The sequence below is a fragment of the Pantoea sp. E956-1 genome, assembly GCF_982223955.1.
Genome location: NZ_CEUYZP010000001.1, coordinates 920,265 through 947,228, shown reverse-complemented (window position 1 = coordinate 947,228; position 26,964 = coordinate 920,265). Strand labels below are relative to the sequence as shown.

The window sequence follows — 26,964 nt, the reverse complement described above, 5'->3', positions numbered from 1 at the left end:
GGAAGCCCTTTTTTTATCCCACCAGTAAATCCCCGCTCCGAATCTCTCGCTCACCTGCCAGCCTCACCACCAGCATGCCTGCCGTCGCAAATTTAGCCCAGTGTCTCGCATAGAGAATACCGCCATGTTCCGCCACCAGCGGAGTGATCTGGTCGGTTATCGGATCAACAATCTCTGCTAACACTTCTCCCGGCCGAATCTTTGCGCCCAGCGGTTTACGGTGCAGGATCAGACCGGATACCGGCGAATGAATGTACTCACAGCCCGCTAATGGCGTAGGTGGATTTTTCAGGGCAGAGGAGGCCGCCGCCGATCCTTCGCTGTGACGCGCTTTGATTACACCAGCTTCTCCCGGTGCTTCAGCGATATCTGGCACGTTTAAACCAATCGGCCCGTCATTGATTGCCACGATATCGTCTCCGCCCGCGCTCGCCGGGACCAGCTCATCGCCGCCAATCACGGGTGCCGCCACCTCCACGGAAATCGCAGGCTCGCTGTAGCCGATATAACCGCCTTCCTGTAGCGCCGAAATAATCGCATCCGCGTCTTTCTCCGCCTGTTCAGGCGAAACATCACGCACGCCCCGCAACTCCAGCGTCACCGGCAGCAATCCGCGTGGCATCGGATAATTTTTGCCAAACCGTTCCGCCAGCGTCAGCCAGGGTTCGCAGCAGGCTTCATCAAACGGCTCACCGCCAGAGATCTGTGCCAGCAGCTGCACCTCACTGCCTAACCATCGTGCAAACGGCTCAATGTCCGGCCAGGCGTGCGGTGTGGTGTAGAGGTGCGGCACGGCTTCCCAGTCACAGTGCATATCAATCATCAGATCGGCCTGACTGGCCATCCGCATCAGTGTATGGCGTTGCGCATCCAGCTCGGTTTTTGGCACGGTATCGCGATAGTGACGATCAATCGCCTCGCGGATCAGGCTCCGGTTCTGCGATTCACTTTGAGTCAGACTGTCAGCCAGGCCCGCCGCCAGGGTAGTGCCCAGTGACGGGAAACGGCGGTTGAAGTCCTGGCCAGAGAGCGTATGGAATCGGCCCAGATGGGTACCATGCCAGTGCTGTCCCAGCGCCAGCGGATTGGCAACCGGTACCAGGGTAAAGGCGGCTTTAAGTTGACCGGCGGACTCCAGTGCCTGCAGTCGCTGCTTTAAAAACCACGCCACTGCCATACCGGGCAGTTCGTCGCCATGCAGCGCAGCCTGGATATAGACCTGACGCTCGTTGTCTTCCGCGAAATGGAAACTGATGATTTCACGCTGGGTGCCTAAAGAGGCGCTTAACAGTGGATGATGTTGTTGATGCATACCGTGTTAATGTCCTTTAATCGGCAAAGGACGACAGCGCGCCGTCCTGAAAAAGTTAAAGTATAGTGCCGGATCGCGTTGAGGACGAAAAAGGGCGACCGCGAGGTTACTGCTGGATAGAGATATCCGTAGCAAAATAGCGCTTCTGAATCTGGTCAAACGTACCGTTCTTTTTGATTTCGACGAAGGCGTTATCCAGTGCGGTTTTCAGCTCGGTATCGCCTTTACGCAGGCCAATCGCCGTGCCGGGGCCGATGATCGGATCCTGAATAATCGGGCCGGCCAGTTCAAAATCTTTTCCCTGCGGATGCTTCAGGAAGCCGATGGCAGCCTGTGCCGCATCGGTGAATACCGCATCCAGTCGGCCTGAAACCAGATCGCTTTCAACCTGTGCCTGATCGCCATAAGGCACCACGGTCACACCGTGAGGCTGCCATTTCGCCAGCGCATAGCGCTCCTGAACCGTTCCCTGTTCTACGCCGACCGTTTTTCCTTTCAGGGATTCAACGGTGGGCAATATGCCAGCACCTTTACGGGCAATCAGCTGAGTGTGGGTGTCATAGAGCGGCGCGGTGAAATCAATCTGCTTCAGGCGCTCTTCGGTAATGCCCATGTCGGACAGAATGGCATCAAATTTACGCGCTTTAAGGGCCGGGATCATGCCGTCAAACTGGCTTTCAACCCAGACACATTTTGCCTGCATCTGAGTACAGAGCGCATTGCCCAGATCAATATCAAAGCCGACCAGCTTGCCTTGTGGCGTTTTCGATTCGAAGGGTGGATAGGTCGGATCGACCGCGAAACGCACCTGTTCGATCTTCGCCTGCGCGCCAAAAGCGCAGCCTGCCATAACCGCCACAGCCAGCGTCTGACGCAGGCGTTGAGTGAAAATGTTCATGATTTTGCTCTTATTCTGTCGTGATGAGTGATTATGCAGAGTATCGCCGGGCTGCCGGGATGGCAATTACTGCGTAATCTTCACCACGTCAGCCGCGCACAGCGCGCGATAATCTTCGGTATTCAGGATCACTGAGCGTTCCAGCAGACCGGCGTTAAAGGCGATCTCCGGATAACGTTCAAACAGCGCGGGGTCAACAACCAGTCTGAGGTCGGGATGAAAGCTGAACGGTGGAATCGCCCCGAATACGCAGCCGGTCACCAGATCGGTTTCCGCCGGACTGGCGAGTGAGGCGCGTCTTCCGCCAACCGCTGCCGCGACTTTGCCCAGATCGGCCTGCTGATCGGCAGGTAAAACCGCCAGTACATGCTGTTTAACGCCGTTGCCTTTCACATGACAGACCAGCGCTTTAGCACCCTGGCCGATTTCGGTGCCGCGTATCGCCGCGACGGCTTCACATTTACCGGTCGCCTCATGCTCCATCAGGCGATAGCGTGCCTGGTGCTGGTCGAGGAGGGCGATTAATTTCTCATGGGTGGTCACGGTTCTTTCCTGAGGTGAGTTGCAGCATCAGCGTCTGCAACATATGCGGTTGACGCGGCACGATGCCGGTTTTCAGACCCAGCGGTTTAAGCGCCCTGTTGAGCGTACTCAGCGTGGTATTTTCCCTGTCCTGCTCGATATCTGACAGTGTCCTTCGGCTGATACCTGCCAGCGCGGCATAACGTTCCTGAGAGAATCCCAGCACGTTTTTGCGAAGCTTCATAAGAAGCTCACCCTGTGACAATTTTTCTTCAAGAAACTGCTGAAGAAGGTTCAGCAGCATTGCCTCGCGTTCAAAAGGTGACAGTGTTTTTTTCATAGCTGCCAGCCTTCAATACGTTGATCCAGATAATCGAATCCCATCGCGGGCATAGTCAGTATCGATTCTGGCACGCCTCGCTGGATCAGGCGCTCTTTGAGTCCGGTAAGCAGGCGAGTGAGTGAGGCCAGTTCAGCCAGTAACCTGTCTGAGGGCACCAGATCACTTAATGCGTCTGCAATCAGTTTCCATTGATAGTGACCCCCTTCTTCAAAAGGTGATCCCCACTGCGTCGTTCGTACCACGCCTTCGGGATCCGCTTTCATCGGCGCAAAATCATAGATGGGAGCCAGCCACATGCCAGTGCTTTTTTTCAGAATTGCGCTGTTACGGCCGTGGTTGTCAGAATTGCCAAACACAATATTCAGCATGTCGCGTTTTACCCACTCAATAACGAACGCCTCCTGCGCGCACCTGTCAGGATTGAGTCGTTTGATTAACGTGCGGATCACCTCGAAATGATTGAGGTAGCTGCCTGGCGGCTTTTGCAATATCGAATAGACAGACTCCAGGCCATACATCACTTTCTGGCCATCGATATAAGCCACATCAAAGCGAGGCAACCATAAAGAAGGATAGCGGCTACCTTCACGCAACTTCATGTGTCCACAAGGAATTGTGTCGAAACCCATTGCCTCCAGCTCATGATAGTAGTGGTATTCGGCGCGAAGTATGTCGCAGTCGATTGCACTACGCGTACCGCGCGGATACTTCACCAGATAATGGGTATCCTGGTTGTCTGCGTCATCCTGCCAGGTATCTATCCACACCTCATGCTGAGGCGTACAGCGCAACAAGAGTTTTGGCGCTTCACCGCCAGCCCCGGTTGCTCCGCCGCTGGCTGCACCCATTTGCTGAGCATAGGCCAGAAAATCACTGTCACGCTCAATGACCCATTCAGACGGAAAACGCCGATCGCGTAACTGACTCTGAGCGGGCAATGCGGGTACCGACTCTTTAATGCGCAGGTTTCCCACTGGCGCAATCGTGCCAGATTTCAGCAGCCAGTAGTCCTGCTCAGCCGCCGATTTTCCCTGTAATCCCAGTTGCTGAACCCAGTAACGTCGACTGGCACCGGCAGGCATAATGTCATCCAGAAAGGTAAACCACGGACGCGCCGCATAGCTGCCAATAAGCATCACCGGGTAATTCAGACTGCAGCTGGCGTAATCATTGCGATCGAGATAATCAGCGGCATAGTCAAAGTCGTAGGCAAGTAAGGCGGCGCTTTCACGTCCCTGCGAGGGTTGCTGGATATTGAGTTGGGCAGCATCATGCCAGCGGCCTTTGATAAATAGCTGGATTGTGAGCATGGCAACACCTGTTGAGCAATATTATGCTCAACAATAGCGTTTAATTTTATTTTTGAGAAGAATTCTGCTCAGAATCCGCATAAGAACGGCATTCTGAGCAGCATATTGCACAATTACTTATGGCGGTCGCGCAGATTGTTGATCACGGCGCTAAAGTCGAGATCCTGATCCTGCAACAACACCATCAGGTGATAGACCAGGTCAGAAGCTTCGTTGGTAAGTTCATCCCGATCGTTGACCGTGGCGGCCAGTGCAGTTTCAACGCCTTCTTCACCCACTTTCTGCGCGATGCGCTTGGTGCCGCTGGCGTAGAGCCGTGCGGTGTAGGAGCTTTCAGGATCGGCGGTTTTACGGGACGCCAGCAGCTCTTCCAGCTGATAGAGGAAGGTCCACTCTGGCACGGCCGGCGAGAAGCAGCTGGTGGTGCCCAGATGGCAGGTCGGGCCAATCGGGTTTGCCAGCACCAGCAGCGTGTCGTTGTCGCAGTCAGGCGTGATGCTCACCACCTGCAGAAAATTGCCAGAGGTTTCGCCTTTGGTCCACAGTCGGTTTTTGGTGCGGGAGAAAAAGGTGACATTGCCTTCTGCCAGTGTTTTTTCCAGCGCGGCCGGGTTCATATAACCATGCATCAGCACTTCGCCTGAGACATTGTGTTGAACGATGACCGGCATCATGCCCTGTGTTTTGTCCCAGTCGAGCAGGGCCTGTTGTTGTTCAGTTAGCACGCGCGAATCTCCACTCCGTTGTCGATCAGAAAGCTTTTCAGCTCACCAATATTAATAATCTGCTTATGGAATACCGAGGCGGCTAAAGCACCATCCACATTTGCCTCAGTAAACGCGTCAAGGAAGTGCTGCATCGTGCCTGCGCCGCCAGAGGCGATGAGGGGCACGTTGCAGACTTCACGCATTTTCTTCAGCTGCACCAGGTCATAGCCATTACGCACGCCATCCTGATTCATCATGTTCAGCACGATCTCGCCGGCGCCCAGCTTCTGCACTTCCTGCACCCACTCCAGCGTTTCCCACTGTGTCACACGGGTGCGTGCTTCGTCGCCGGTATACTGATTCACCTGATATTTACCGCTGGCTTCATCAAACCAGGTATCGATCCCGACCACAATACACTGCACGCCAAAACGATCCGCGAGGCGGGTAATGAGCGTGGGGTCGGCCAGCGCCGGGGAGTTAATCGAAATCTTGTCTGCGCCAAACTCCAGAATACGCGCCGCGTCTTCCGGGGTTTTAATGCCGCCCGCGACGCAGAACGGGATATCGATCACTTCCGCAACCCGCGATACCCAGCTTTTGTCGACGACCCGGCCATCGGATGAGGCGGTGATATCATAGAACACCAGCTCGTCGGCACCTTCGGCAGCATAGCGCTGCGCCAGCGGCACGATGTCGCCGATGATCTCGTGATTGCGAAACTGTACGCCTTTGACCACCTGGCCGTCACGTACGTCCAGGCAGGGAATTATCCGTTTTGCCAGCATGCGATCGCCTCCGAAACAGTGAATTTATCTTCCAGCAGCGCACGTCCGACTATTACGCCCTGAACGCCGCTGCCGCGCAGGGCGGTGATATCATTGAGGTCGCCAATGCCACCCGAGGACTGAAAAGCAATCGCCGGGAAGCGCGCCGTCACTTCCTGATAGAGCGCAACATTGGAGCCGCTCAGGGTGCCGTCGCGGGAAATGTCGGTGCACAGCACGTGCTTCAGACCCACCTGCTGAAAGTCGGTAATCACCTCTTCAAGCGTGACGCCCGCCGCTTCCTGCCAGCCACTGATCGCCACTTCTTTGCGGTTACTGGCATCAATGCGCACATCTAACGCGAGCACAATCGCCTCTGCGCCAAACTCTGCAAACCACCGTTTTACCTCTTCAGGCTGTTTCACGGCGGTGGAACCGACCACCACACGACTCGCTCCGGCTTCAAGCAGCGCATGCACATCATCACGGCTGCGAATGCCGCCACCAACCTGCACCGTCACATCAACGCCATCCAGCAGGGTTTTCAGCAAAGCGATCTGGCGTTTCGCCGGATCTTTCGCGCCGGTTAAATCCACCAGATGCAGCACGGTCGCGCCCTGGCGAACGTAATCCTGCAGACGCGGCAGCGGATCGCTGCCGTAATCACGCTGCTGTCCATAATCGCCCTGATGCAGACGAACCACTTTGCCGTCAATTAAATCTAACGCGGGGATAATCATTACATCTCCAGGAAGTTTTTCAGCAGCTGCGCGCCCGCTTTGCCCGAGCGTTCCGGGTGGAACTGGACGCCAAAGAAGTTATCTTTCTGCACCGCGGCAGTGAAAGCTTCACCGTAGTAACACTGTGCGATGGTGCTGGCGTTGACCGGCATGGCATAGCTGTGAACGAAGTAGAAATAGCAGCCTTCGTCGATGCCACGGAACAGATGATTGCCCGCCTGCGCGGTAATCTGATTCCAGCCCATGTGCGGCAGCGGCAGGCCGTGCGTGTCCATTAACGACACCGGCTCATCAATAATCCCCAGCGTCGGCACGCCGCCGTTTTCATCGCTGCCGCGTCCCAGCAGCTGCATACCCAGGCAGATCCCCAGCACCGGCTGGGTACAGGCTTTCACCAGATCGATCAGGTCACGCTCTTCCAGCTGATTCATTGCCGCCTGCGCGGTGCCCACGCCTGGCAGGAACAGTTTGTCGGCGCGCAGCACCACATCGGGGTCGCGGCTCACTTCCGGAGTGTAGCCCAGACGTTCAATCGCCCATTTTACCGACGACAGGTTGGCGCAACCGGTATCCATGATCACCACGTTCATCACAGCACTCCCTTCGAGCTCGGCAGCGTATTGCCCTCAACGCGGATCGCCTGACGCAGCGTACGGCCAAAGGCTTTAAACAGGCTCTCGACGCGGTGATGGTCATTCTTGCCTTTGGTTTTAAGGTGCAGGGTGCTCATCATGGCGTAGGAGAGCGAGCTGAAGAAGTGCTCGACCATCTCGGTACTGAGGTCGCCCACGCGCTGATAGTTGAACTCCGCTTTGAACTCGATGTGCGGACGGCCGGAGATATCCAGCGCACAGCGTGCCAGACATTCATCCATCGGCAGCACAAAGCCAAAACGGCCAATGCCGCGTTTGTCGCCCAGTGCCTTCAGCAGCGCTTCGCCGAGTGCCAGACCGGTATCTTCCACCGTGTGGTGATCGTCAATATAAAGATCGCCTTTCACTTCGATGTTCATGCGGAACCCGCCGTGCACGGCAATCTGGTCCAGCATGTGGTCGAAGAAACCCACGCCGGTATTAATCTTGCTGCCGCCTTCGCGATCCAGCCACAGTTCGACCCGCACCTGTGTCTCTTTAGTGTTGCGCTGCACCAGCGCATGGCGGTCACGCTGGGTCAGACGCTGCTGGATGGTCTGCCAGTTCTGGCCGTCAGCGCCGTAGCGGATAGGCTGGATGCCCATGTTCTCCGCCAGCTGAACGTCGGTCAGGCGATCGCCAATCACGTAGCTGTTGGCGGTATCCAGCGCGCCTTCGGCCAGCCAGGCTTCCACCATTCGGGTTTTCGGCTTGCGACAGTCGCAGTGATCGTCCGGCATGTGCGGGCAGATCAGCACATCGTCAAACGCAATGCCCTGCGAGGTCAGGATCTGCATCATCAGATTGTGCGGGCCATCGAAATCGGCCTGCGGGAAACCCGGGGTGCCAAGACCATCCTGGTTAGTGATCATGACCAGGCGATAACCGGCGGCCTGCAGCGCCAGCAGCGCCGGGATAACATCTGGCTCAAACGCCAGCTTATCCATGCGGTCCACCTGATAATCTTCAGGCGGCTCCGAGATTAACGTACCGTCGCGGTCAATAAAAAGGGTCTTCTGGCTCATGCTTGCTCCACAGAAAAGGCTTTCAGCGCGGCGATCACTCGTTCGCACTCTTCACGCGTGCCGATGGAGATGCGCAGGCATCCCGACAGGCCCGGATTTTTGTTCTGATCACGCAGGATAATGCCCTGATCCCATAAGGTTTTGAAGACTTTTGGTGAATCGGTAAAGCGCGCCAGCACATAGTTGGTTTCACTGGAGAAAACCTGCTCAACGCAGGCCAGCTGCGCCAGTTCGGCCAGAAGCCAGCTGCGATTCTCATTCAGCTGTGCCACATGCTCACGCATCAGCGCAATCCCCTGGTCGCTCAGCGCCTGACCGGCGACATCGGCCACCGGTGTGGCCAGCGGGTAGGGCGCAATCACCTTCATCAGCAGGTCGATGACCGGCTTATTCGCCAGCGCAAAGCCGCAACGCAGGCCAGCCAGCGCAAAGGCTTTAGAAAGCGTACGCAGAATCACCAGATGCGGATAATCCTTCAGCCAGCCGGTCAGGGTCGCCTGCGGGCAGAATTCAATGTAGGCTTCATCTGCGACTACCAGCGCTTTACCGGCGGTCATCGCCAGCAGCTGACGGATGTCGTCCTGATTGATCAGGTTGCCGGTCGGGTTGTTCGGGCTGCAGAGGTAAACCACTTTGACGCCATCCAGCTGCTCTGCAATGGCAGGCAGGTTCAGCTGCCAGTCGGTCAGGGCCGGGACGGTGCGGTATTCAATGCCGATGGTTTCGGCGCTGACGCTGTACATGCCATAGGTCGGTGGACAGAACAGAATCGCATCCTGACCCGGCTCACAGAAGGCACGCATGATCAGTTCGATGGCTTCATCTGCGCCACGGCTCACCAGTACCTGCTCCGGCGTTAAGCCCGCATAAGCCGCGTAGCGCTCAATCACCCGTTTGGGCTGACACTCCGGATAGCGGTTCAGCGTCTGCTGCGACAGCTCAAACGGCACCGGCAGCGGAAACTCGTTGGCATTGAGCCAGACATCTCCGTTGCCACCCAGACGACGCGCCGACATATAGGGCGTCAGGGCACGCACATTGGCGCGCGCCAGCTGCTCAATATCCTGACTCATGCTTGCTCCTTCAGTGCGGCAACGCGCAGGGTGACGGCATTCTTGTGGGCATCCAGCTGCTCGGCGGCGGCCAGGGTTTCAATGGTGGCGGCCAGGTTCAGGAAGCCCTGCGGCGTCAGCTCCTGCACCGTCATGCGTTTCTGGAAATCGGCCAGGCCCAGGCTGGAACAGGTCGAGGTGTAACCGTAGGTCGGTAACACGTGATTGGTGCCAGAGGCGTAATCGCCCGCGGACTCCGGCGACCAGTCACCTAAAAATACCGAACCGGCGCTGGTGATCGACTCCACCAGATCGCGCGGTTGACGCGTCTGCAGAATCAGGTGCTCCGGGCCGTAGAGATTAGAGATCGCGATGCACTGCTCAAGGTCACGCGCCACAATCAGGCGGCTGCTTTCCAGCGCCTGACGCGCCGTGGCAGCCCGCGGCAACTGCGCCAGCTGCTGCTCAACCGCGACCGCGACCGCCTCGGCCAGCTTTAATGAAGGCGTCAGCAGAATCACCTGCGAGTCGGGCCCATGCTCTGCCTGTGAGAGCAAATCAGACGCGACAAACGCGGGCGTGGCGCCCTCATCCGCAATCACCAGCACTTCAGAAGGACCCGCCGGCATATCAATCGCCGCGCCATCAAGGCGCTGACTTACCTGACGTTTCGCTTCTGTCACCCAGGCGTTGCCCGGGCCAAAAATCTTATCCACGCGCGGCACGGTTTCGGTGCCGAAGGCCATCGCGGCAATGGCCTGCGCGCCGCCGACCTGGAACACCTCTTCTACGCCGCACAACTGGGCGGCATACAGGATCTCATCGGCAATCGGCGGCGGCGAACAGAGCACCACGCGACCACAGCCAGCGATACGGGCCGGGGTCGCCAGCATCAGCACAGTGGAGAAGAGCGGGGCGGAACCACCAGGAATATAGAGTCCGACCGATTTTACCGGACGGGTAATCTGCTGGCAGCGTACGCCTGGCTGGGTTTCCACATCCACCGGCGGCAGGATCTGCGCGTTGTGGAAGGTTTCGATATTGCCCACCGCGACAGCCATCGCCTGCTTCAGCTCGTCACTCAGACGTAAGCTGGCTTCTGCAATTTGCTGTGCGGTAACACGCAGGTTATCCACCTGCGCTTTGTCGAAGCGGGCGCTGAATTCGCGCAGGGCGTCATCACCATTCAGCTTTACCTGCTCCAGCACATCGCGCACCGTCAGCGTCACGTTTTCAGAGGCGGCGATAGCAGGACGTAGCAGCAGCGCCTGCTGCTGTTCGGGGGTGCACTGCTGCCACTCAATCGGGGTAGAAAAGGCCATGGCTTACTCCATCATCTTCTCAATAGGCAGCACCAGAATCGAACTGGCACCCAGCGCTTTCAGTTTTTCCATGGTTTCCCAGAACAGGGTTTCGCTGCTGACCATGTGCATCGCCACGCGGCTGACATCGCCTGCCAGCGGCAGCACGGTCGGGCGCTCTGCGCCAGGCAGCAGGCTGATCACTTCTTCCAGGCGCTCACTCGGCGCGTGCAGCATGATGTACTTCGATTCACGCGCTTTAATCACGCCCTGAATACGGGTCATCATCTTGTCGATCAGCTCCTGCTTGGCGGCAGGCATCTCGCCGTCACGCTGGATCAGCACCGCTTTTGAACGATAGATTACTTCAACTTCGCGCAGGCCATTGGCTTCCAGCGTAGCACCGGTAGAGACCAGATCGCAGATGGCGTCAGCCAGACCGGCGCGGGTCGCCACTTCTACGGAACCGTTCAGTAAACAGGTTTTAAAGCTGACGCCTTTTTTGTCGAGGTATTGTTTTAACAGGTGCGGATAGGAGGTGGCGATACGGGATTTATCCAGGCATTCCGGGCCGGTGTACTCGGCATCTGTCGCCATCGCCAGTGACAAACGGCAACCGCCGAAGTCGAGGCGGCGCAGCGTAAAGTAACGCGGATCTTCACCCTGGGCACGGCGCGACAGCAGCTCTTCTTCCAGCACGTTCTCGCCGATGATGCCTAAATCGACCACGCCATCCATCACCAGGCCAGGAATATCGTCATCGCGCACGCGCAGGATGTCGATCGGCATGTTCTCCGCAAACGCAATCAGGCGCTGTTGCTGAAGGTTGATTTTAACGCCGCAGCGCGCCAGCAGTTCGCGTGAATCATCACTTAAACGGCCAGATTTCTGCATAGCTATGCGTAAACGGGTGTTATCTAACATGGTTCCTGTCCTCTTAGAGCCTATTCCAGTAGGCGTATATTGTTGCAGTCAGTCTGGTCACGGACAGCGCGCAACAACCGGAACGTACACACAGTACGTGAGGATTGTGAGCACTGACCAGGGCCAGAGTGGCAAATAAAATAGCCTGATGGGGTAGGCTATTAATCCTGTCCTGAATGTGTGGTTACATCAGCCCATAAAAAAACCCCCGGAAGACGATCTTCCGGGGGTTCTCTTGCGTTCACACCACTGGAAGATCTTGAAAGTCTTCCAGCACCAATCGCCTGAAAGACTAGTCAGGATGATGGTGGTGATGATGGTTGAACTGAACGCGTGTCATAATAATCTCGTCGATGAATGAGTATTCATTTGTGGGGTTTAAGCTAGCGAAGATGGCTGCGCTTGGCAACACTTTTTTAAACGGGCGGTTCGGAAAGCGCTGAAACAGGTTGTTCTGGTTTGCAATCCGGGGGCAAACTACGGTGAAGTCAGGGTTGATGTTTCACGTCAGGAGTCAAAATGAAGAAGGTCGCGATTGTGGGACTGGGCTGGTTAGGCATGCCGCTGGCCACGGCGTTAACCGCGCGAGGCTGGCAGGTCACCGGCAGCAAAACCACACCAGACGGTGTAGACGCGGCACGCCGCTGCGGCATTGAGGCGTTCCAGCTGGAACTGACGCCGGAACTGCTCTGTGATGCCGCCGATATTGAACCGCTGTTCAACGTCGATGCATTGATCGTCACGCTGCCCGCCAGCCGCACCGCGGAAGGGGGCGAAGCCTATCTGCAGGCGGTGCAGAATGTGATTGATACTGCGCTGGTTTACAAGGTGCCGCGCATCATCTTTACCAGCTCCACGTCAGTTTATGGTGGCAGCTCCGGCATTAAGCGGGAAAACAGTCCGCTGACTGCGGAAACCATAGCCGGCAAGACGCTGGTTAAACTGGAGAACTGGCTGCACGATCTGCCGGGCACCAGCGTGGATATTCTGCGCCTGTCCGGTCTGGTCGGGCCAAAACGTCATCCGGGACGCTTCCTGGCCGGAAAACAGGATGTGGCGAATGGCTCGCAGGGCGTCAATCTGGTACACCTGGATGATGTGGTTGAGGCGATTACGCTGCTACTGCAGTCTCCGAAAGGGGGCCGGGTTTACAACCTTAGTGCGCCGAAACATCCGACGCGCGACTCCTTCTATCCCGCGGTTACACGCCAGCTTGGTCTGGAGCCGCCGCAGTTCGCGCCAGAGGCAGTGAAAGACAGCGGCAAGCTGATTGATGGTTCCCGCATCTGTAGCGAACTCGGTTTTGAGTACCGCTATGACGATCCGGTTAAGATGCCGCTGGAGTGATGTGCGGCAAACGTTGTTGCGGGGGCTGAGTGCTCCCGCTCTGATAGGTGAGCGTTCTGCTCTTTCTATAGTTACAACATACTAAGGTGGTTTAAACAACAGGGCAGAATGTGCCCCGCTGGAACACCTATGTTCAGCAGGCCAGGCAGCAAAGTCTGGCCCTCAGCCTCATACCCCTAACCGATCCCTCAACGCATACCACACCGCACCCATCGCCGTCAGCGGCACCTTAAAGCGTCGCCCACCGGGAAACGGCAGATGAGGCAGTCGGGCGAAGGCATCAAAACGCTCGGCATCGCCGCGTAACACTTCGCTGATCAGCTTGCCGGAAAGATGCGTACTGGTGACGCCATGACCGCTGTCACCCTGCATAAAATAGACATTCTTCTCCAGTCGGCCAAACTGCGGCATGCGCGACAGCGTCAGCAGGAAATTGCCGCTCCAGCTGAAGTCCAGCTTCACGTTCTGCAATTGCGGGAACGTGCGTCTCAGTTTGGGCCGGATCAACGCTTCAATATCGGCCGGTTCCCGAGCACCATAAACCACGCCGCCGCCATAGAGCAGCCGGTTATCCGCGGTCAGACGGAAGTAATCCAGCAGATAGTTACAATCTTCCACACAGTAGTTGTTCGGCATCAGCGACAACGCCTGGTCGGGTGACAGCGGCTCGGTTGCTACAATCTGCGATCCGCACGGCATGCTTTTCCTGCTCAGTCGTGGTTCCAGCTGTGGTGCCAGATAGGCATTCCCGGCGAAGATCACAAAGGTCGCGCTGACCTCGCCCTGGGCGGTTTTTACCCGGTTTGGTGTGCCATAAATCACACTGGTCGCCGCGGACTGTTCATAGATGCGTCCGCCATGTCGCCGGATCGCCTCCGCTTCACCCAGCGCCAGGTTCAGCGGATGCAGATGGCCGCCGCGCCGATCCAGCAACCCGCCAACGTAGCGTTCAGTAGCGACTTCACGTCGAATGGCTCGCTCATCCAGTAGTTCAAGATCATGGTTCCCATACTGCTGCCATAACGCTTTCTGTTTTCGCAGATGCGCCATCTGGCGCACATTCAGGGCTGCAAAAATACCGCCAGGCCGGTAATCACAGTCGATCGCGTACCGCTTAATGCGATCGCGGATAATCTCAGCGCCCTCAAACATCATGCTGCCCAGCATACGGGCGCTCTCTTTACCGTAGCGCTGCTCAATCACATCCACGTCGCGGCTGTAGGAGTTGACCACCTGACCGCCGTTACGTCCGCTGGCACCAAAGCCGACCCGCGCCGCTTCCAGCACGACCACGTCATAGCCCACCTCGGTCAGATGCAGCGCCGCCGAAAGACCGGTGAAACCGCCGCCAATAATGCAGACGTCACACTGAATGCTCTCCTGTAATGTCGGCCAGGGCGCATGCGGATTGGCGGTCGCTGCGTAATAACTTTCCACGTAATTCATAACAACCTCCGAAGCGCCTAAAAGTTGGCTGGCGTATGGGCACTGACAATGCGGCAGGGGATTTCAGCACGGTTGGTGAAACTGTGTGGTAAGCCAGTATCAATGACGTAGCTCTCTCCGGCGGAGAGATGATAGTGCTCTCCGTTGATGACCAGCGTAATTTCTCCTTCCAGCAGCGTACCGGTCTCTTCACCTGGATGACGCAGCTTCTCACCGGTGCTCGCGCCAGGTTGATAAGTTTCCAGCAGCATGCCCAGCGTGCGCTGTGCACGGCCATTGTCGATAAGCTTCAGCGAAACCCCCTGACTGCCAATCTCCAGCAGGTCGCTGGCGCGGACAATGACCTTCGGTTCCGCATCCGGTTTGGGTTCTGAAAAGAACTCTGACAGCGAGAGCCCATAGACTTTCAGCAGCTTCTGAAGGGTGCTGACCGCCGGACTGACCTTATCCTGCTCAATGGTGCTGATGGCGCTGTGGGTCAGTCCGGCCAGTTCGGCAACGCGGCGTTGCGACAGCCCCAGTGTCTGCCGGATTTGCGCCAGCCGTCGTCCCGGCGCCAGCGTGGCATCACTCATTTTCTTTTCCCTTATGATAACGAATGGCGGCCTGAATAAAGCCACTGAACAGCGCCTGCGAGCCTGCCGTGTGTTCCGGCTGCCACTCGGGATGCCACTGCACCGCCAGGGCGAAGGGATGATGGCGCAGACTCACCGCCTCAATCAGGCCATCTGGCGCGCGTGCTTCCACGCGCAGCTGCGGGCCCGGTTCGCGTACACCCTGATGATGCAGTGAATTAACCGTCAGCGGGCTACTGTAATCCAGCAGCGTCGCCAGCAGGCCGTCGGGTTCGATAGTGATTGGATGCGTCGGCGCATACTGCTGCTCCAGTGGCAGCGTCTCATCTTCATGGTGACGCTGAAACGGCGGCTGCCCGCTGAGCTCTCGCCACAGGGCGCCCCCATTCGCCACCACCAGCTCCTGCAGCCCACGGCAGATCCCGAACATCGGCATGTTGTGGCTGGTGGCCCAGGTAATCAGCTGAAAGACGAGATGGTCACGGCCCGGATCGGCATTAAGCTCCTCTCCTGACTCACCATAATGCCAGGGTTCGATATTGCTGGGGCTGCCGGTCAGCAGCAGGCCATCGAGAACAGCCATAGCGTTTTCTAATAGATGAGGCGCATTCATCAGACTGTGGGGCAGGGCCAGCGGTACGCCACCCGCTAGGACAACCGCATCGGTATACTTATTGTGAACCGTCTGGCTCGGATGGCCGCCCAGATCCTTCTGGCACATCACTACGCCAATCAACGGCTTGTCAAAAATAATGCCCATCTCACGTCCTCGCATCGCTGTTCGAAATATCTACCGAAAGGGCACGTCTGGCGGTTAAGTGTGCAATATTTTTTCAATCTAGCAATCTGCTGTTTGTTCTTCAAACGGATTTGTTACATTTGCACACTTTTTATGTTGGCGCTATGTTAGTGGTGTGGCTGTTATTTTGAGCATTACGCAAACCTAATAGGGGCGGGTGAGATCATGACTAACCTGGTAGAAGTGGAAGACTTCACGCTTCACAGTGAAGAGAAACGAACCAGCGCGTTCCAGCTTGAGGTGAAAACCTGGCTGGAGCGCCATCCTGACACGCAGTATGTCGACATCCTGTTAAATGATTTAAATGGTGTGTTCCGCGGCAAGCGTATTCCGGTCTCTGCGCTGCCTAAGCTGGAAAAAGGGTGTTATTTCCCCGCCTCGGTGTTTGCCATGGATATCCTCGGCAACACAGTAGAAGAAGCGGGACTCGGCCAGTCACTGGGCGAACCCGACAATCTCTGTCTGCCCGTCACCGGTACTTTAGTTCCCTCCGCGTCTGACCCTCAACACATTGCGCAACTGCTGTTAACCATGTGCAACCAAGATGGCACTCCCTTTGACGTTGAACCCCGAAATGTCCTTAACCGGCTGTGGCAACAGCTGCGTAACCGAGGTCTGTTCCCGGTGGTAGCGGTAGAGCTGGAGTTCTATCTGGTGGATAAAAAGCGCGATGCAGAAGGCTTTATCCAGCCGCCGTGTTCACCCGGCAGTGATGAACGCAATATGCAGAGCCAGGTCTACTCGGTAGATAACCTGGATCATTTCGCCGATGTGCTGCGTGATATCGACGATCTGGCCCGTCAGCAGGGCATCCCGGCCGATGGCGCGCTGGCGGAAGCCTCGCCCGGACAGTTTGAAATTAACCTGCATCATACCCGCGACGTGCTGCGGGCCTGTGACCATGCAGTGCAGCTAAAACGCCTGATTCGTCAGGTGGCAGAAAACCACGGTATGACCGCCACGTTTATGGCGAAGCCCTATGAGGAGTACGCGGGCAGCGGCATGCATGTGCATATCAGCATGCTGGATGCCGCCGATCACAACGCCTTCGCCTGCGATGACGGCAGTGATTCGCCGCTGATGAAACGGGCGCTGGCGGGAATGATCGATCTGATGCCCGCCTCAATGGCACTGCTGGCACCCAATGTGAATGCCTATCGCCGCTTTGTACCGGACGCCTATGTGCCGTTGCAGGCATCGTGGGGCCATAACAACCGGACCGTTGCGCTGCGGGTGCCGTGCGGGGATATCGACAATCACCGTATTGAGTACCGGGTTGCGGGTGCGGATGCTAATCCCTACCTGGTGGTGTCGGCGATCCTTGCCGGGATGCTGCATGGGCTGGATACCCAGTTGCCGTTGCCGCATCCGGTCACCGGCAACGGTCACCATGCCGAGGGTCTGGCACTGCCGATCCGCCAGAGCGATGCGCTGTATGAGTTTGACAACAGCTATCCGCTGCAGAAGTTACTGGGCGAACGCTTTGCCAGTGTCTGGCACAGCTGTAAGCATCATGAACTGATGCAGTTTGAACGGCTGATTACGTCTACCGAGATCGACTGGATGCTGAAAAATGCCTGACAGGTTTTTTTACCTGTAATCTGACGGGCTTTTTTTTGCATAAGATGCCCCGATGGCTTGTATTCCTGCCATGGGTTAGGGCAGAATACGCGGCCTGCAAAATCAGATGATAACCGACGCTTACCGCGCCGGTTATTTTTTTGCATCCAGTTTTATTAGAGCGTTTTTTGCTGACTTAACCGAGGCCGGGCACGCACCCGGATAGATAAACACTGAAAACACGCGTTAGCGTGAGATTGAGGATGACAAAGATGGGGATGTTTTACACTCTGCCAGCCAACGCTGGTACGCGTTTTCGTGATGACTACGGCGCCGCGTTAACCGCTAACCTTACTCCCTGTCGCTTAATGCGCAGTTGCCCTGTGACCCAGCCTGGCCAGGTTGTCGCACATGGGGGACTGAAGCATGTCGCTTAATACCGCCGCCGCACCGCAGCGTGCGCAACTCAAAAAAACACTCACGTTACTTCCGGTCGTCATGATGGGCTTAGCCTACATGCAGCCTATGACCCTGTTCGATACCTTTGGCATCGTTTCCGGGCTGACCGAAGGTCACGTCGCCACCGCTTATGCTTTCGCGCTGATTGCGATTCTGTTCACTGCCGTGAGTTACGGTAAGCTGGTACGCCGCTTCCCCTCTGCGGGCTCCGCTTATACCTACGCTCAGAAGGCGATCAGTCCGCACGTCGGCTTTATGGTCGGCTGGTCATCACTGCTGGACTACCTGTTCATGCCGATGATCAACATCCTGCTGGCTAAAAACTATTTCGAATCGCTGGTGCCGGGCATTCCGTCGTGGATTTTTGTGGTGTTGCTGGTCGGATTTATGACGCTCTCTAACCTCAAGGGCATCAAAACCGTCGCCAACTTCAACAGTGTGATTGTGGTGCTGCAGGTGGTTGTCATGGTCGGGATTACCGCGATGGTAATCTACGGTGTGGCAAGCGGCGTTGGTTCCGGCACGCTGGTGAGCAGCCGTCCATTCTGGTCTGAGAATGCGCATGTGGTGCCGATGATTACCGGTGCGACGATACTCTGCTTCTCGTTCCTCGGCTTTGATGGCATCAGTTCGCTGTCGGAAGAGACCAAAGATGCAGAACGCACCATTCCGCGCGCCATTTTTCTGACTGCGCTGATTGGTGGTGTGATCTTTATCGCGGCATCTTACTTCCTGCAGCTCTACTTCCCGGACATCACACGCTTCCAGCACCCGGACTCCTCGCAGCCTGAAATCATGCTGTTCGTGGCCGGTAAAGCGTTGCAGGTCGGCATCCTGATCTTCTCGGTGGTCACGGTGCTGGCATCCGGTATGGCGGCGCACGCTGGCGTATCGCGTCTGATGTATGTGATGGGCCGTGATGGCGTGTTCCCGGAGCGTTTCTTCGGTTACATCCATCCAAAATGGCGTACCCCGTCGCTCAACGTGCTGCTGGTGGGTGCGATTGCGCTGATGGCGATTAACTTTGACCTGGTGACCGCAACCGCGCTGATTAACTTTGGTGCGCTGGTGGCGTTTACCTTCGTTAACCTGTCGGTGATCGCGCAGTTCTGGATCCGTGAAAAGCGTAACCGCACGCTGAAAGATCACGTTCAGTATCTGCTGCTGCCGCTGCTTGGCGCGCTGACGGTGGGTGCGCTGTGGGTGAACCTGGAAGAGAGTTCTATGGAGCTGGGTCTGATCTGGGCCGCCATCGGGATTATCTACCTGGCGTTCGTAACCCGCAGCTTCCGTAATCCGGTGCCGCAGTTCAGCGAAGAAGTTTAATCGCGCTCACGTTGCCGCCTTCCCGGTCTCAGGGAAGGCGGCGACAGCTTAACCAGCCAGTACCAGTTCACAGCTCCCCGCACTTAACAATTCCCGCGCCGATTCACTCAGATGTGTGTCTGTCACTACCCGATCAAAGCTCTCCAGCGGTAACGCCAGAAACGTCGCAATCCTGTTGTACTTCGAACTGTCACTCAACAATACCCGTTTACTGCTCACCTCACTCACCGCCTGCTTCACCATCACCTTATCTTCGTCCGGCGTAAACAAGCCACGCGGCCCCCAGCAGGAGGCGGAAATAAAGGCAATATCAATCGCCAGATGACGCAGGCTGCGTGCCGCCGATTCCCCGACACAGGAACGGTTCTCACGGCATACGGTGCCGCCCGTGTGAATAACCCGGCACTGACTGGCCTCCATCAGCAGATTCGCCACCATAAAATCATTGGTCACCACTAGCAAATCATCGCGATCCACCACTTCTCTTGCCAGCGCTAACGTCGTGGTTCCGGCATCCAGATAGATGCAGCTGTTACGGGGGATCTGTCGGGCGGCGGTGCGGCCAATGGCCCGCTTTTCTTCGTTGTAGAGGGCACTTTTCGTCAGATGTGACGGCTCAGCCGCCAGCCGGTCGGCAGAGCGCACGCCGCCGGAAACCGACAACACGGCTCCCTGTTCCTCCAGTTTCTGCACATCACGGCGTATGGTCATGTGTGACACACCCAGCCGTTCAGTGAGTTCTGCAATGCTCACCACGCCACGATCGGCCACCAGCGCAAGAATCTGTTGATGACGTTCAACCGGAATCATATCGGCTCCCTGATAATTATCATTTTTTCACATTATAAAGTATCTGGCGGTTAACCAGAACAAATAATAACAGTTGTAATCCCGGCAATGGCGGCGGTAACCGTACTGCAACAAGGCCAGTGCTGACAGTCTGGCAATGTTAAAAATTGTTCGACTTCACATCGGGAATGTTTTTTTGTGAGGGATAACACATTTTTGCCAGCAGTAAGCTGGCAGGATTAACAGTAACAAACAAATAATCACTTAAATTAACAGTGGAGGCGTATCGTGCCAGCTGAAAACATCTGTGTTATCGGGTTAGGTTCCATGGGCATGGGTGCCGCAAAATCCTGTCTGCGCGCCGGTCTTAATACCTGGGGTGTCGATTTGAATCCCGCCGCGCTGGAGAACTTACGCCAGGCGGGCGCGCGTGATGCGCAGTCTTCAGCATCCGCCTTTGCAGACCAGCTTGATGCCGTTTTGCTGCTGGTGGTAAATGCGCAGCAGGTTAATGCCATTCTGTTCGGTGAAGAGGGCCTGGCCGCAAAACTGCGTCCCGGCACCGTGGTCATGGTCTCATCCACATTGTCCGCCCGGGATGCCCAGCAGATTGAACAACAGCTGGCGCAATATCAGCTGCTGATGCTGGATGCACCGGTCTCCGGCGGTGCCGCGAAGGCGGCCAGCGGTGAGATGACGGTGATGGCGTCCGGCAGCGACGCGGCCTTTGCACAACTGCAATCGGTACTGGATGCCGTGGCAGCCAAAGTGTATCGCGTGGGCAGTGAGATCGGCCTCGGGTCAACCGTCAAAATTATCCATCAGCTGCTGGCGGGTGTTCACATCGCGGTCGGGGCAGAAGCGATGGCGCTGGCGGCACGTGCCGGCATCCCGCTGGAAACCATGTATGAAGTGGTCACCAATGCCGCAGGCAATTCATGGATGTTCGAAAACCGCATGCGGCATGTGGTCGAGGGTGACTACAGCCCGAAATCGGCGGTCGATATCTTTGTGAAAGATCTCAACCTGGTGGCCGATACCGCGAAATCCCTGCACTTCCCGCTGCCGCTGGCCTCAACCGCCCTCAATATGTTCACCGAAGCCAGCAACGCCGGTTACGGCCGGGAAGATGACAGTGCCGTGATTAAAATCTTCAGCGGCATCACGCTGCCGCAGGCAGAGGAGAAAATCTGATGCGGCTTGGCGTGATAGCGGACGATTTTACCGGTGCGACTGACATCGCCAGTTTTCTGGTGCAGAACGGGCTGAGCACTATTCAGTTCAACGGCATTCCTGACAGCGAGGAAATCACAGAGGCGCAGGCGATTGTGGTCAGCCTGAAGAGCCGCTCCTGTCCGGCAGACCAGGCGGTTGCTCAGTCGCTGGCTGCGCTGGCCTGGCTGCAGACGCAGGGCTGTGAGCGCTTCTACTTCAAATATTGTTCCACCTTCGACAGCACCGCGCAGGGCAATATCGGCCCGGTAACCGACGCTCTGCTGCAGGCGCTGGGTGAAACGCAGACGGTAATCTGTCCGGCGCTGCCGGTGAATGGCCGCACCGTTTATCAGGGCCACCTGTTTGTCGGCGATCAGCTGCTGTCAGATTCCGGTATGCGGCATCATCCGGTCACACCGATGCACGACAGCAACCTGATGCGGCTGATGAGGTCACAGGCGACGGGCAAAGCCGGGCTGATCGCGGCGGCACAGGTCGATCAGGGCGCTGAGTCAGTGCGGCAGGCGCTGGGTCAGCTGGCGGCGCAGGGGATCAACTACGTCGTAACGGATGTCCTGCATCAGGAACATCTGTTGACGCTGGGCGAAGCACTGGGCGATCTGCGGCTGGTCACCGGCGGTTCCGGGCTGGCCATCGGTCTGGCACGGCAGTGGGCGACGGCTGAGAGTGATGCGAAAGCGGAGCAGGCTGGCCGTCCGCAGGGCGATCGCGCCGTGGTGCTTTCCGGCTCCTGTTCGCAGATGACTAATCGTCAGGTCGCCGCGTACCGCCAGCTGGCACCGGCCTGCGAAGTTGAGACTGAACGCTGCCTGGAGGACGCTGGGGCTTATGCCCGGCAGTTATGCGACTGGGTGGAAGCGAACAGCGATCAGGCGCTGGCCCCCCTGCTTTTTGCCACCGCTGACGCGCAACACTTGCAGGCGATTCAGCAGCGTTATGGTGCTCAGCGCAGCAGCGAAGCCGTTGAGCAGCTGTTTGCCGCCGTCACCCGCGAGCTGAAACAGCGAGGATGGCAGCGCTTTATCGTGGCGGGTGGCGAAACCTCCGGCGTGGTCGCGCAGAGCCTGGGTGTGACGGCCTTTCACATCGGTCCGACGATTTCGCCTGGCGTTCCCTGGGTGCGCGACATTCATCAGCCGCTCTCTCTGGCTCTGAAATCGGGCAATTTTGGCGATGAAGATTTCTTCCGCCGCGCGCAAACGGAGTTTACTGATGTCTGAATCTTTCTCTTTAACGGAACAGCAGGCGCGTGATGAGATGGTGCGTCTTGGCGCATCGTTTTTTCAGCGCGGCTATGCCACCGGCTCGGCGGGTAACCTTTCAATGTTGCTGGAGGATGGCAATCTGCTGGCGACACCCACCGGTTCATGCCTGGGTGAATTACAGGGTGACCGGCTGGCAAAAGTCACGCCTGACGGCGAATGGCTCTCAGGCGATAAACCCTCCAAAGAGATTGCGTTTCACCGTGCGCTCTACCTGAATAATTCCGACTGCAGGGCGGTGGTGCATCTGCATAGCCACTACCTGACGGCGCTCTCCTGCTTACAGGGTCTGGACACGAACAACTGCATCCGTCCGTTTACCCCCTATGTGGTGATGCGTGTCGGTGATGTGCCGGTTGTGCCTTACTACAAGCCGGGTGATGGACGACTGGCCGAGGATCTGGCGGCGCTGGCTCCACGTTACCGTGCCTTCCTGCTGGCGAATCATGGCCCGGTGGTGGTGGGGAAATCGTTGCAGGAAGCAGCAGACAACACAGAAGAGCTGGAAGAGACCGCCCGTCTGATCTTTACCTTAGGCGACCGCCCGATCCGTTATCTCAATGATGCCGAAGTGGCAGAATTAAGGAGCCGATAATGCCGAAGTTTGCTGCTAACCTTTCGACGCAATTTACTGAATTGCCGTTTGCTGAACGCTTCGCTGCAGCGGCGGAAGCTGGTTTCACCGCCGTCGAATTTTTGTTTCCTTATGACTATCCCGCCCCGCAGATAAAACAGTGGCTCGATGATAATCAGCTGCAACTGGTGCTGTTCAATACTGCACCCGGCAACGTCGCAGCGGGTGAGTGGGGCGTCTCCGCCATCCCCGGACGGGAAGCGGAAGCAAAGGCGGATATCGATCGCGCCCTGAGCTATGCGCTGGCGCTGGAGTGCCCTCAGGTTCACATCATGGCGGCGACGGTGCCGCCCGACGCTGACCGTCAGCGCTACGTTGAGACTTTTATCAGCAATATGCGTTATGCCGCTGAGCGCTTTGCACCGCACGGCATCATCCTGCTGATTGAGGCGCTTAATCCCACCACCAAACCCAACTATCTCTACGCCAGCCAGTACCAGACGCTGGAGATGGTCGAACTGATTGATCGACCCAATGTCTTTACTCAGCTCGACCTGTTCCATGCGCAACGGGTGGATGGCAACCTCAGCCATCTGATTCGTCACTATGCCGGACGCTATCGCCACGTGCAGATTGCGTCGGCACCGGATCGTCATGAACCGGATGAGGGTGAAATCAACTACCCGTATCTCTACTCACTGCTGGATGAAGTGGGCTATTCCGGCTGGGTCGGCTGCGAATATATCCCGCGCGGCAACACTACCGAAGGCCTTGGCTGGTTTGCTCCCTGGCGTACGCGCCGCTAATCACCTGTACGCCACTCACACCGATTGTCAGACAAACGGTGTGAGTTCTGCTGCAGCTTAATCACACCAGTGTTCAAAAAATAAAATATAACTTACTGAAAATTATAATTAATCAGAGGTCTGCCGATGTCCACTACGCTGCTGTTATCCATCGCGCTGGTCAGCGTGATTCTGCTGTTGCTGCTGGTAATCAAAGCCAAAGTCCATCCGTTTATTGCGCTGCTGGTTGCCAGCCTGTTTGTCGCCATCACCACCGGTATCCCGGCCGAAAACATCATGAAAGTGATCCTTGGCGGGATGGGCAGCCTGCTCGGCAGTATTGCCGCCATCATTGTGCTGGGTGCGATACTTGGCGCGATTATTGAAACATCCGGCGGGGCCGATCGACTGGCAAACCGCTTCGCGCAGTTATGCGGGCCGCAGCGTATGGTCGCGGCGTTAACCACCGTGGCCTTTATTCTGGGATTGCCGGTGTTTTTTGACGTCGGGTTTATTATCGTGGTCCCGCTGATCTATGGCTTTACCAAAGTGATGCGCGTATCGCCGCTGAAGTTTGGTCTGCCCATGGCGGGCATGATGCTGATGGTGCATGTTACGGTGCCCACTCATCCGGGACCCGCCGCCGCCGCCGGTCTGCTGAATGTCGATCCTGGCTGGTTAATGATGACCGGCATTGCCCTGTCGATACCGACCGGAATCGCCGGTTATTTCGTCGCCAAAGCGCTTAACCTTCGAAAATATCATCTTTCTGTTCAGGTACTGGAGCAGCTACAGCTGACGGAGCCGAACGCTAAGGGGCAATCCACCCGTAACCACGATGCACCGGGCGCATTGCTGATTTCAGGCTTAATCGTGTTGCCCATTCTGCTCATCATGCTGGGCACGTTGCTGCCGCCGCATCTTACGCCTGGCAGCCTGCCGCTGAAAATCCTGACGCTGGTCGCATCACCGGCGGTGGCGTTACTGATTACCCTGGCGCTTGCGGGGTGGTTGCTGGGGCTGCGTCGTGGCTGGACCACAGAGAAGCTGGAAACGCTGTCAAACAATGCGATATCCACTGCTGCCGGGGTGATTTTAGTCTCAGGAGCCGGGGGAGCATTCGGTAAAGTGCTGGTGGAATCGGGGGTAGGTAAAGCGCTGGCCAGTTCATTGCAGACAATTCATCTGCCGTTGATCCCCGCTGCGTTTATTCTTTCACTGGCGCTGCGTGCTTCACAGGGGTCGGCAACGGTGGCAATTGTCACAACCTGTGGATTGCTGAGTAGTGCCGTGACTGGGCTTGGTGAGATGCAACTGGTTCTGGTCGCCCTGTCAGCCTGTTTTGGTGCGCTGGGCTTGTCACACGTTAATGATTCCGGCTTCTGGGTCGTAACCCGTTATCTTGGTTTGTCAGTCGCTGATGGGTTACGCAGCTGGACAATACTGACCACGTTGATGGGACTGTTTGGTTTTGCGCTGACCTGGCTGGTATGGGTGATGATGTAACGCGGTAACGTGCCGGGACCGCGTTCAGTTGCGGTACCCGGCCTTAGCAGGCAGCCGACTAAGAGACCAGCTCCTGGGCATACAGATAAAGCGCTTTAAGCTGCGCAAGCTTTTCTGCATCTGCTTCGTGCAGATTCGCCAGACCTTCCAGTTCCTGCATAAATGCCTGCACCCGATCGGCATTCAGCACGTCGCGACGATGCTGCAACCAGCGTTGCTGCTCGGCATCATCCAGCGTGCCGGGAAAGTTACGCGCCCGGTAGCGGAACAGCAGTTTCGCTACCCGCGCACTCTCAAAGCTCAGGTCCAGCGCAGGCAGATTCGCGGGCGCGGTCTGGCGGATAATATTCATCCCCGCCCGGTCGGCATCACTGAAGAAGCCATCATAGAGTTGCGTGTCCACATCATCTGACGGTGTAAACGGCTCCGCTTCGGCAAATAGCGTGACCAGTTTTTCCCGCACGTCGGGCTGCTGACGCAGCAGCGCCAGATTCGCCAGGCAGTGCTGACGATCAATATTCAGCCGGGCTGCATCTTCCGGCCGCAGCGTACTGGCAGGCGCCAGCACCGGACACTTATTGATATGCACCAATTTGACCGGCACCGGTGGCAGATCGCCGAGATCGTTTTTCGGCGTGTAAAGACGCTCACGCAGCGTGTCGGCATCCAGTTGCAATAGCGGTGACATGTCGCCCGCCAGATCCACCACAATCAGCGCATTACGGTTATCGGGATGCCAGGCCAGCGGTACGATCCAGCTGGTGTTACCGCGCGCCGCACCGAACATGCCGGAGACATGAACCAGCGGTTTCATCTGCGGGATATCAATCAGGTTCATCAGCTTGTTTTTGTTACGATGGGTAAACAAAAACTCAAACAGTTTCGGCTGCTTCTCTTTCACCAGTTTTGCCATCGCCAGCGTAGCGTAAACATCCGACATGGCATCGTGCGCATTTTCATGGGACACGCCGTTTGCTTTGGTCAGATGCTCCAGCCGGAAGCTGGGAAAACCTTCTTCATTCTCCGGCCAGTTGATCCCTTCGGGCCGTAACGCGTAGCAGGCTCGCATCACGTCGAGCAGGTCCCAGCGTGAGTTACCGTTTTGCCAGGCCCAGCCATAGGGATCGTAAAAGTTGCGATAGAAGATATTGCGCGTCACTTCATCATCGAAACGCACGTTGTTATAGCCCACCACACAGGTTTGCTCCGTGGTGAACAGCGCATGGATGCGTTCAGCGAACTCTGCTTCACTCACGCCGCGACTCATCGCTATCTGCGGGGTGATGCCGGTGATCATCACCGCTTCGGGCTGTGGCAGATAGTCATCCGGCGGACGGCAGTAGAACACTTCGGGTTCGCCGACCGGATTAAACTCACTGTCGGTGCGCAGGCCGGCAAACTGGGCTGGCCGGTCACGAGACGGGCTGGTGCCGAAGGTCTCGTAATCGTGGAAGAGGAAAGTGGGCTTTACGCGGTCGTTATTCAAATTTCATATCCGTTCATTGCGTTCACTGACTTAATGAACAGAAAGCGGTAAAACGGCTTTCTGCTCGCTCTGTATCCCTGTGCGCAGGCAGAATTTAGCTCTGATCGTTATGTCTGATGCGCGCTGACTGCGGGTTCAGCCGTGCAGAGCCATTATAGCGGCTCCGGGCAACGGCTGACGCCATCCCTGTATGGTAAACCATATTCCGGTACGTCTGAAACTTCTGATGCTGGTGGGCTGGGCGTGCGTATTCGGCACCCGTCCGCGGGCTTTACCTTCGT

At 56.9% G+C, this 26,964-nt stretch carries 27 protein-coding genes and 1 other annotated feature; of the genes, 8 read left to right on the top strand and 19 right to left on the bottom strand.

Going from position 1 to position 26,964, the window contains the following annotated elements; genetic code table 11:
* Positions 1-13: 13 nt before the first annotated feature.
* The 14 genes from AC0T7J_RS04765 to hisL form a co-directional block, all read right to left on the bottom strand.
* Positions 14-1,312 (bottom strand): succinylglutamate desuccinylase/aspartoacylase family protein, encoded by a 1,299-nt coding sequence (locus AC0T7J_RS04765; protein ID WP_473792501.1) that lies wholly within the window; start codon positions 1,310-1,312, stop codon positions 14-16.
* Between the two features lie 106 nt (positions 1,313-1,418).
* Positions 1,419-2,210 (bottom strand): ABC transporter substrate-binding protein, encoded by a 792-nt coding sequence (locus AC0T7J_RS04760; RefSeq protein ID WP_039391545.1) that lies wholly within the window; start codon positions 2,208-2,210, stop codon positions 1,419-1,421.
* Positions 2,211-2,276: 66 nt separating this feature from the next.
* Entirely contained in the window at positions 2,277-2,753 is a 477-nt protein-coding gene (locus AC0T7J_RS04755) for a YbaK/prolyl-tRNA synthetase associated domain-containing protein (protein WP_473792499.1), read from the bottom strand.
* Positions 2,740-3,072, bottom strand: coding sequence for a helix-turn-helix domain-containing protein (locus tag AC0T7J_RS04750; protein WP_473792497.1), 333 nt, complete (start codon positions 3,070-3,072; stop codon positions 2,740-2,742). Before AC0T7J_RS04750 ends, AC0T7J_RS04755 begins: the two co-directional genes overlap by 14 nt.
* Positions 3,069-4,385: a type II toxin-antitoxin system HipA family toxin gene (locus tag AC0T7J_RS04745; protein ID WP_473792495.1), complete on the bottom strand. Its 1,317-nt coding sequence runs from the start codon at positions 4,383-4,385 to the stop codon at positions 3,069-3,071. The genes AC0T7J_RS04750 and AC0T7J_RS04745 overlap by 4 nt, the downstream gene beginning before the upstream one ends.
* Positions 4,386-4,498: 113 nt before the next feature.
* Complete coding sequence (hisIE, locus tag AC0T7J_RS04740) at positions 4,499-5,110, bottom strand: bifunctional phosphoribosyl-AMP cyclohydrolase/phosphoribosyl-ATP diphosphatase HisIE (RefSeq protein ID WP_473792493.1); 612 nt, start codon at positions 5,108-5,110, stop codon at positions 4,499-4,501.
* Positions 5,104-5,880, bottom strand: a complete 777-nt coding sequence (gene hisF / locus AC0T7J_RS04735) for an imidazole glycerol phosphate synthase subunit HisF (RefSeq protein WP_010670962.1) — start codon at positions 5,878-5,880, stop codon at positions 5,104-5,106. Before hisF ends, hisIE begins: the two co-directional genes overlap by 7 nt.
* Positions 5,862-6,599: a 1-(5-phosphoribosyl)-5-[(5-phosphoribosylamino)methylideneamino]imidazole-4-carboxamide isomerase gene (gene hisA, locus AC0T7J_RS04730; RefSeq protein ID WP_473792491.1), complete on the bottom strand. Its 738-nt coding sequence runs from the start codon at positions 6,597-6,599 to the stop codon at positions 5,862-5,864. Before hisA ends, hisF begins: the two co-directional genes overlap by 19 nt.
* Positions 6,599-7,189 (bottom strand): imidazole glycerol phosphate synthase subunit HisH, encoded by a 591-nt coding sequence (hisH, locus tag AC0T7J_RS04725; RefSeq protein ID WP_473792490.1) that lies wholly within the window; start codon positions 7,187-7,189, stop codon positions 6,599-6,601. Before hisH ends, hisA begins: the two co-directional genes overlap by 1 nt.
* Positions 7,189-8,256 (bottom strand): bifunctional histidinol-phosphatase/imidazoleglycerol-phosphate dehydratase HisB, encoded by a 1,068-nt coding sequence (hisB, locus tag AC0T7J_RS04720; RefSeq protein ID WP_010670960.1) that lies wholly within the window; start codon positions 8,254-8,256, stop codon positions 7,189-7,191. The genes hisH and hisB overlap by 1 nt, the downstream gene beginning before the upstream one ends.
* Positions 8,253-9,329, bottom strand: coding sequence for a histidinol-phosphate transaminase (gene hisC, locus AC0T7J_RS04715; protein WP_473792488.1), 1,077 nt, complete (start codon positions 9,327-9,329; stop codon positions 8,253-8,255). The genes hisB and hisC overlap by 4 nt, the downstream gene beginning before the upstream one ends.
* Positions 9,326-10,630, bottom strand: a complete 1,305-nt coding sequence (hisD, locus tag AC0T7J_RS04710) for a histidinol dehydrogenase (RefSeq protein WP_064703702.1) — start codon at positions 10,628-10,630, stop codon at positions 9,326-9,328. Before hisD ends, hisC begins: the two co-directional genes overlap by 4 nt.
* 3 nt (positions 10,631-10,633) lie before the next feature.
* On the bottom strand, positions 10,634-11,533 hold the full coding sequence (gene hisG / locus AC0T7J_RS04705) for an ATP phosphoribosyltransferase (protein WP_004571317.1): 900 nt from the start codon (positions 11,531-11,533) through the stop codon (positions 10,634-10,636).
* Positions 11,534-11,729: 196 nt separating this feature from the next.
* Positions 11,730-11,850, bottom strand: a sequence feature (His leader region).
* Positions 11,826-11,873, bottom strand: coding sequence for a his operon leader peptide (gene hisL / locus AC0T7J_RS04700; protein ID WP_100396937.1), 48 nt, complete (start codon positions 11,871-11,873; stop codon positions 11,826-11,828). (Overlaps the previous feature by 25 nt.)
* Before the next feature lie 179 nt (positions 11,874-12,052).
* Here hisL and AC0T7J_RS04695 point away from each other — a divergent pair, with 179 nt between their 5' ends.
* Positions 12,053-12,880: an SDR family oxidoreductase gene (locus AC0T7J_RS04695; RefSeq protein WP_473792485.1), complete on the top strand. Its 828-nt coding sequence runs from the start codon at positions 12,053-12,055 to the stop codon at positions 12,878-12,880.
* A 168-nt stretch (positions 12,881-13,048) separates the two neighbouring features.
* On the opposite strand, the gene AC0T7J_RS04690 is transcribed toward AC0T7J_RS04695, so the two are convergent.
* The 3 genes from AC0T7J_RS04690 to puuD are packed head-to-tail and all read right to left on the bottom strand — an operon-like array spanning position 13,049 to position 15,661.
* Positions 13,049-14,326: an NAD(P)/FAD-dependent oxidoreductase gene (locus AC0T7J_RS04690; RefSeq protein ID WP_473792484.1), complete on the bottom strand. Its 1,278-nt coding sequence runs from the start codon at positions 14,324-14,326 to the stop codon at positions 13,049-13,051.
* A gap of 17 nt (positions 14,327-14,343) precedes the next feature.
* Positions 14,344-14,901 (bottom strand): HTH-type transcriptional regulator PuuR, encoded by a 558-nt coding sequence (puuR, locus tag AC0T7J_RS04685; RefSeq protein WP_010670955.1) that lies wholly within the window; start codon positions 14,899-14,901, stop codon positions 14,344-14,346.
* Entirely contained in the window at positions 14,894-15,661 is a 768-nt protein-coding gene (puuD, locus tag AC0T7J_RS04680; RefSeq protein ID WP_473792482.1) for a gamma-glutamyl-gamma-aminobutyrate hydrolase, read from the bottom strand. The genes puuR and puuD overlap by 8 nt, the downstream gene beginning before the upstream one ends.
* A gap of 204 nt (positions 15,662-15,865) precedes the next feature.
* Here puuD and AC0T7J_RS04675 point away from each other — a divergent pair, with 204 nt between their 5' ends.
* Both AC0T7J_RS04675 and AC0T7J_RS04670 read left to right on the top strand, forming a co-directional pair.
* Entirely contained in the window at positions 15,866-17,281 is a 1,416-nt protein-coding gene (locus tag AC0T7J_RS04675) for a glutamine synthetase family protein (protein WP_010670953.1), read from the top strand.
* A 405-nt stretch (positions 17,282-17,686) separates the two neighbouring features.
* Positions 17,687-19,045 (top strand): APC family permease, encoded by a 1,359-nt coding sequence (locus AC0T7J_RS04670; protein WP_473792479.1) that lies wholly within the window; start codon positions 17,687-17,689, stop codon positions 19,043-19,045.
* A gap of 48 nt (positions 19,046-19,093) precedes the next feature.
* Here AC0T7J_RS04670 and ygbI read toward each other — a convergent pair whose 3' ends face one another.
* Entirely contained in the window at positions 19,094-19,855 is a 762-nt protein-coding gene (gene ygbI, locus AC0T7J_RS04665; protein WP_033758363.1) for a DNA-binding transcriptional repressor YgbI, read from the bottom strand.
* Positions 19,856-20,122: 267 nt separating this feature from the next.
* Between ygbI and ltnD the strand changes: the two genes are divergently transcribed.
* From ltnD to AC0T7J_RS04640, 5 genes are all read left to right on the top strand, one after another.
* Positions 20,123-21,028, top strand: coding sequence for an L-threonate dehydrogenase (gene ltnD, locus AC0T7J_RS04660; RefSeq protein WP_473792477.1), 906 nt, complete (start codon positions 20,123-20,125; stop codon positions 21,026-21,028).
* Entirely contained in the window at positions 21,028-22,290 is a 1,263-nt protein-coding gene (otnK, locus tag AC0T7J_RS04655) for a 3-oxo-tetronate kinase (RefSeq protein ID WP_473792476.1), read from the top strand. Before ltnD ends, otnK begins: the two co-directional genes overlap by 1 nt.
* Positions 22,283-22,927, top strand: coding sequence for a 3-oxo-tetronate 4-phosphate decarboxylase (otnC, locus tag AC0T7J_RS04650; protein ID WP_473792474.1), 645 nt, complete (start codon positions 22,283-22,285; stop codon positions 22,925-22,927). The genes otnK and otnC overlap by 8 nt, the downstream gene beginning before the upstream one ends.
* Positions 22,927-23,712, top strand: a complete 786-nt coding sequence (locus tag AC0T7J_RS04645; protein WP_473792472.1) for an HPr family phosphocarrier protein — start codon at positions 22,927-22,929, stop codon at positions 23,710-23,712. Before otnC ends, AC0T7J_RS04645 begins: the two co-directional genes overlap by 1 nt.
* Positions 23,713-23,838: 126 nt before the next feature.
* Positions 23,839-25,197 (top strand): GntP family transporter, encoded by a 1,359-nt coding sequence (locus tag AC0T7J_RS04640; RefSeq protein ID WP_143990375.1) that lies wholly within the window; start codon positions 23,839-23,841, stop codon positions 25,195-25,197.
* A gap of 58 nt (positions 25,198-25,255) precedes the next feature.
* Here the strand turns inward: AC0T7J_RS04640 and sbcB are convergent, their stop codons facing one another.
* Positions 25,256-26,683, bottom strand: a complete 1,428-nt coding sequence (gene sbcB / locus AC0T7J_RS04635; protein WP_473792469.1) for an exodeoxyribonuclease I — start codon at positions 26,681-26,683, stop codon at positions 25,256-25,258.
* Positions 26,684-26,964 lie beyond the last annotated feature (281 nt).

Excerpts from the sequence above, each read along its gene's own strand:
- AC0T7J_RS04640 (WP_143990375.1), top strand. The coding sequence starts at position 23,839 with ATGTCCACTACGCTGCTGTTATCCATCGCGCTGGTCAGCGTGATTCTG.
- hisD (WP_064703702.1), bottom strand. The coding sequence starts at position 10,630 with ATGGCCTTTTCTACCCCGATTGAGTGGCAGCAGTGCACCCCCGAACAG.
- AC0T7J_RS04675 (WP_010670953.1), top strand. The coding sequence starts at position 15,866 with ATGACTAACCTGGTAGAAGTGGAAGACTTCACGCTTCACAGTGAAGAG.
- AC0T7J_RS04695 (WP_473792485.1), top strand. The coding sequence starts at position 12,053 with ATGAAGAAGGTCGCGATTGTGGGACTGGGCTGGTTAGGCATGCCGCTG.
- AC0T7J_RS04690 (WP_473792484.1), bottom strand. The coding sequence starts at position 14,326 with ATGAATTACGTGGAAAGTTATTACGCAGCGACCGCCAATCCGCATGCG.
- hisH (WP_473792490.1), bottom strand. The coding sequence starts at position 7,189 with ATGAACGTGGTGATCATGGATACCGGTTGCGCCAACCTGTCGTCGGTA.
- AC0T7J_RS04670 (WP_473792479.1), top strand. The coding sequence starts at position 17,687 with ATGTCGCTTAATACCGCCGCCGCACCGCAGCGTGCGCAACTCAAAAAA.
- otnC (WP_473792474.1), top strand. The coding sequence starts at position 22,283 with ATGTCTGAATCTTTCTCTTTAACGGAACAGCAGGCGCGTGATGAGATG.
- otnK (WP_473792476.1), top strand. The coding sequence starts at position 21,028 with ATGCGGCTTGGCGTGATAGCGGACGATTTTACCGGTGCGACTGACATC.
- ygbI (WP_033758363.1), bottom strand. The coding sequence starts at position 19,855 with ATGATTCCGGTTGAACGTCATCAACAGATTCTTGCGCTGGTGGCCGAT.
- hisG (WP_004571317.1), bottom strand. The coding sequence starts at position 11,533 with ATGTTAGATAACACCCGTTTACGCATAGCTATGCAGAAATCTGGCCGT.
- puuR (WP_010670955.1), bottom strand. The coding sequence starts at position 14,901 with ATGAGTGATGCCACGCTGGCGCCGGGACGACGGCTGGCGCAAATCCGG.
- hisC (WP_473792488.1), bottom strand. The coding sequence starts at position 9,329 with ATGAGTCAGGATATTGAGCAGCTGGCGCGCGCCAATGTGCGTGCCCTG.
- hisB (WP_010670960.1), bottom strand. The coding sequence starts at position 8,256 with ATGAGCCAGAAGACCCTTTTTATTGACCGCGACGGTACGTTAATCTCG.
- AC0T7J_RS04760 (WP_039391545.1), bottom strand. The coding sequence starts at position 2,210 with ATGAACATTTTCACTCAACGCCTGCGTCAGACGCTGGCTGTGGCGGTT.
- AC0T7J_RS04750 (WP_473792497.1), bottom strand. The coding sequence starts at position 3,072 with ATGAAAAAAACACTGTCACCTTTTGAACGCGAGGCAATGCTGCTGAAC.
- AC0T7J_RS04765 (WP_473792501.1), bottom strand. The coding sequence starts at position 1,312 with ATGCATCAACAACATCATCCACTGTTAAGCGCCTCTTTAGGCACCCAG.
- hisF (WP_010670962.1), bottom strand. The coding sequence starts at position 5,880 with ATGCTGGCAAAACGGATAATTCCCTGCCTGGACGTACGTGACGGCCAG.
- AC0T7J_RS04745 (WP_473792495.1), bottom strand. The coding sequence starts at position 4,385 with ATGCTCACAATCCAGCTATTTATCAAAGGCCGCTGGCATGATGCTGCC.
- puuD (WP_473792482.1), bottom strand. The coding sequence starts at position 15,661 with ATGGGCATTATTTTTGACAAGCCGTTGATTGGCGTAGTGATGTGCCAG.
- hisA (WP_473792491.1), bottom strand. The coding sequence starts at position 6,599 with ATGATTATCCCCGCGTTAGATTTAATTGACGGCAAAGTGGTTCGTCTG.
- AC0T7J_RS04645 (WP_473792472.1), top strand. The coding sequence starts at position 22,927 with ATGCCGAAGTTTGCTGCTAACCTTTCGACGCAATTTACTGAATTGCCG.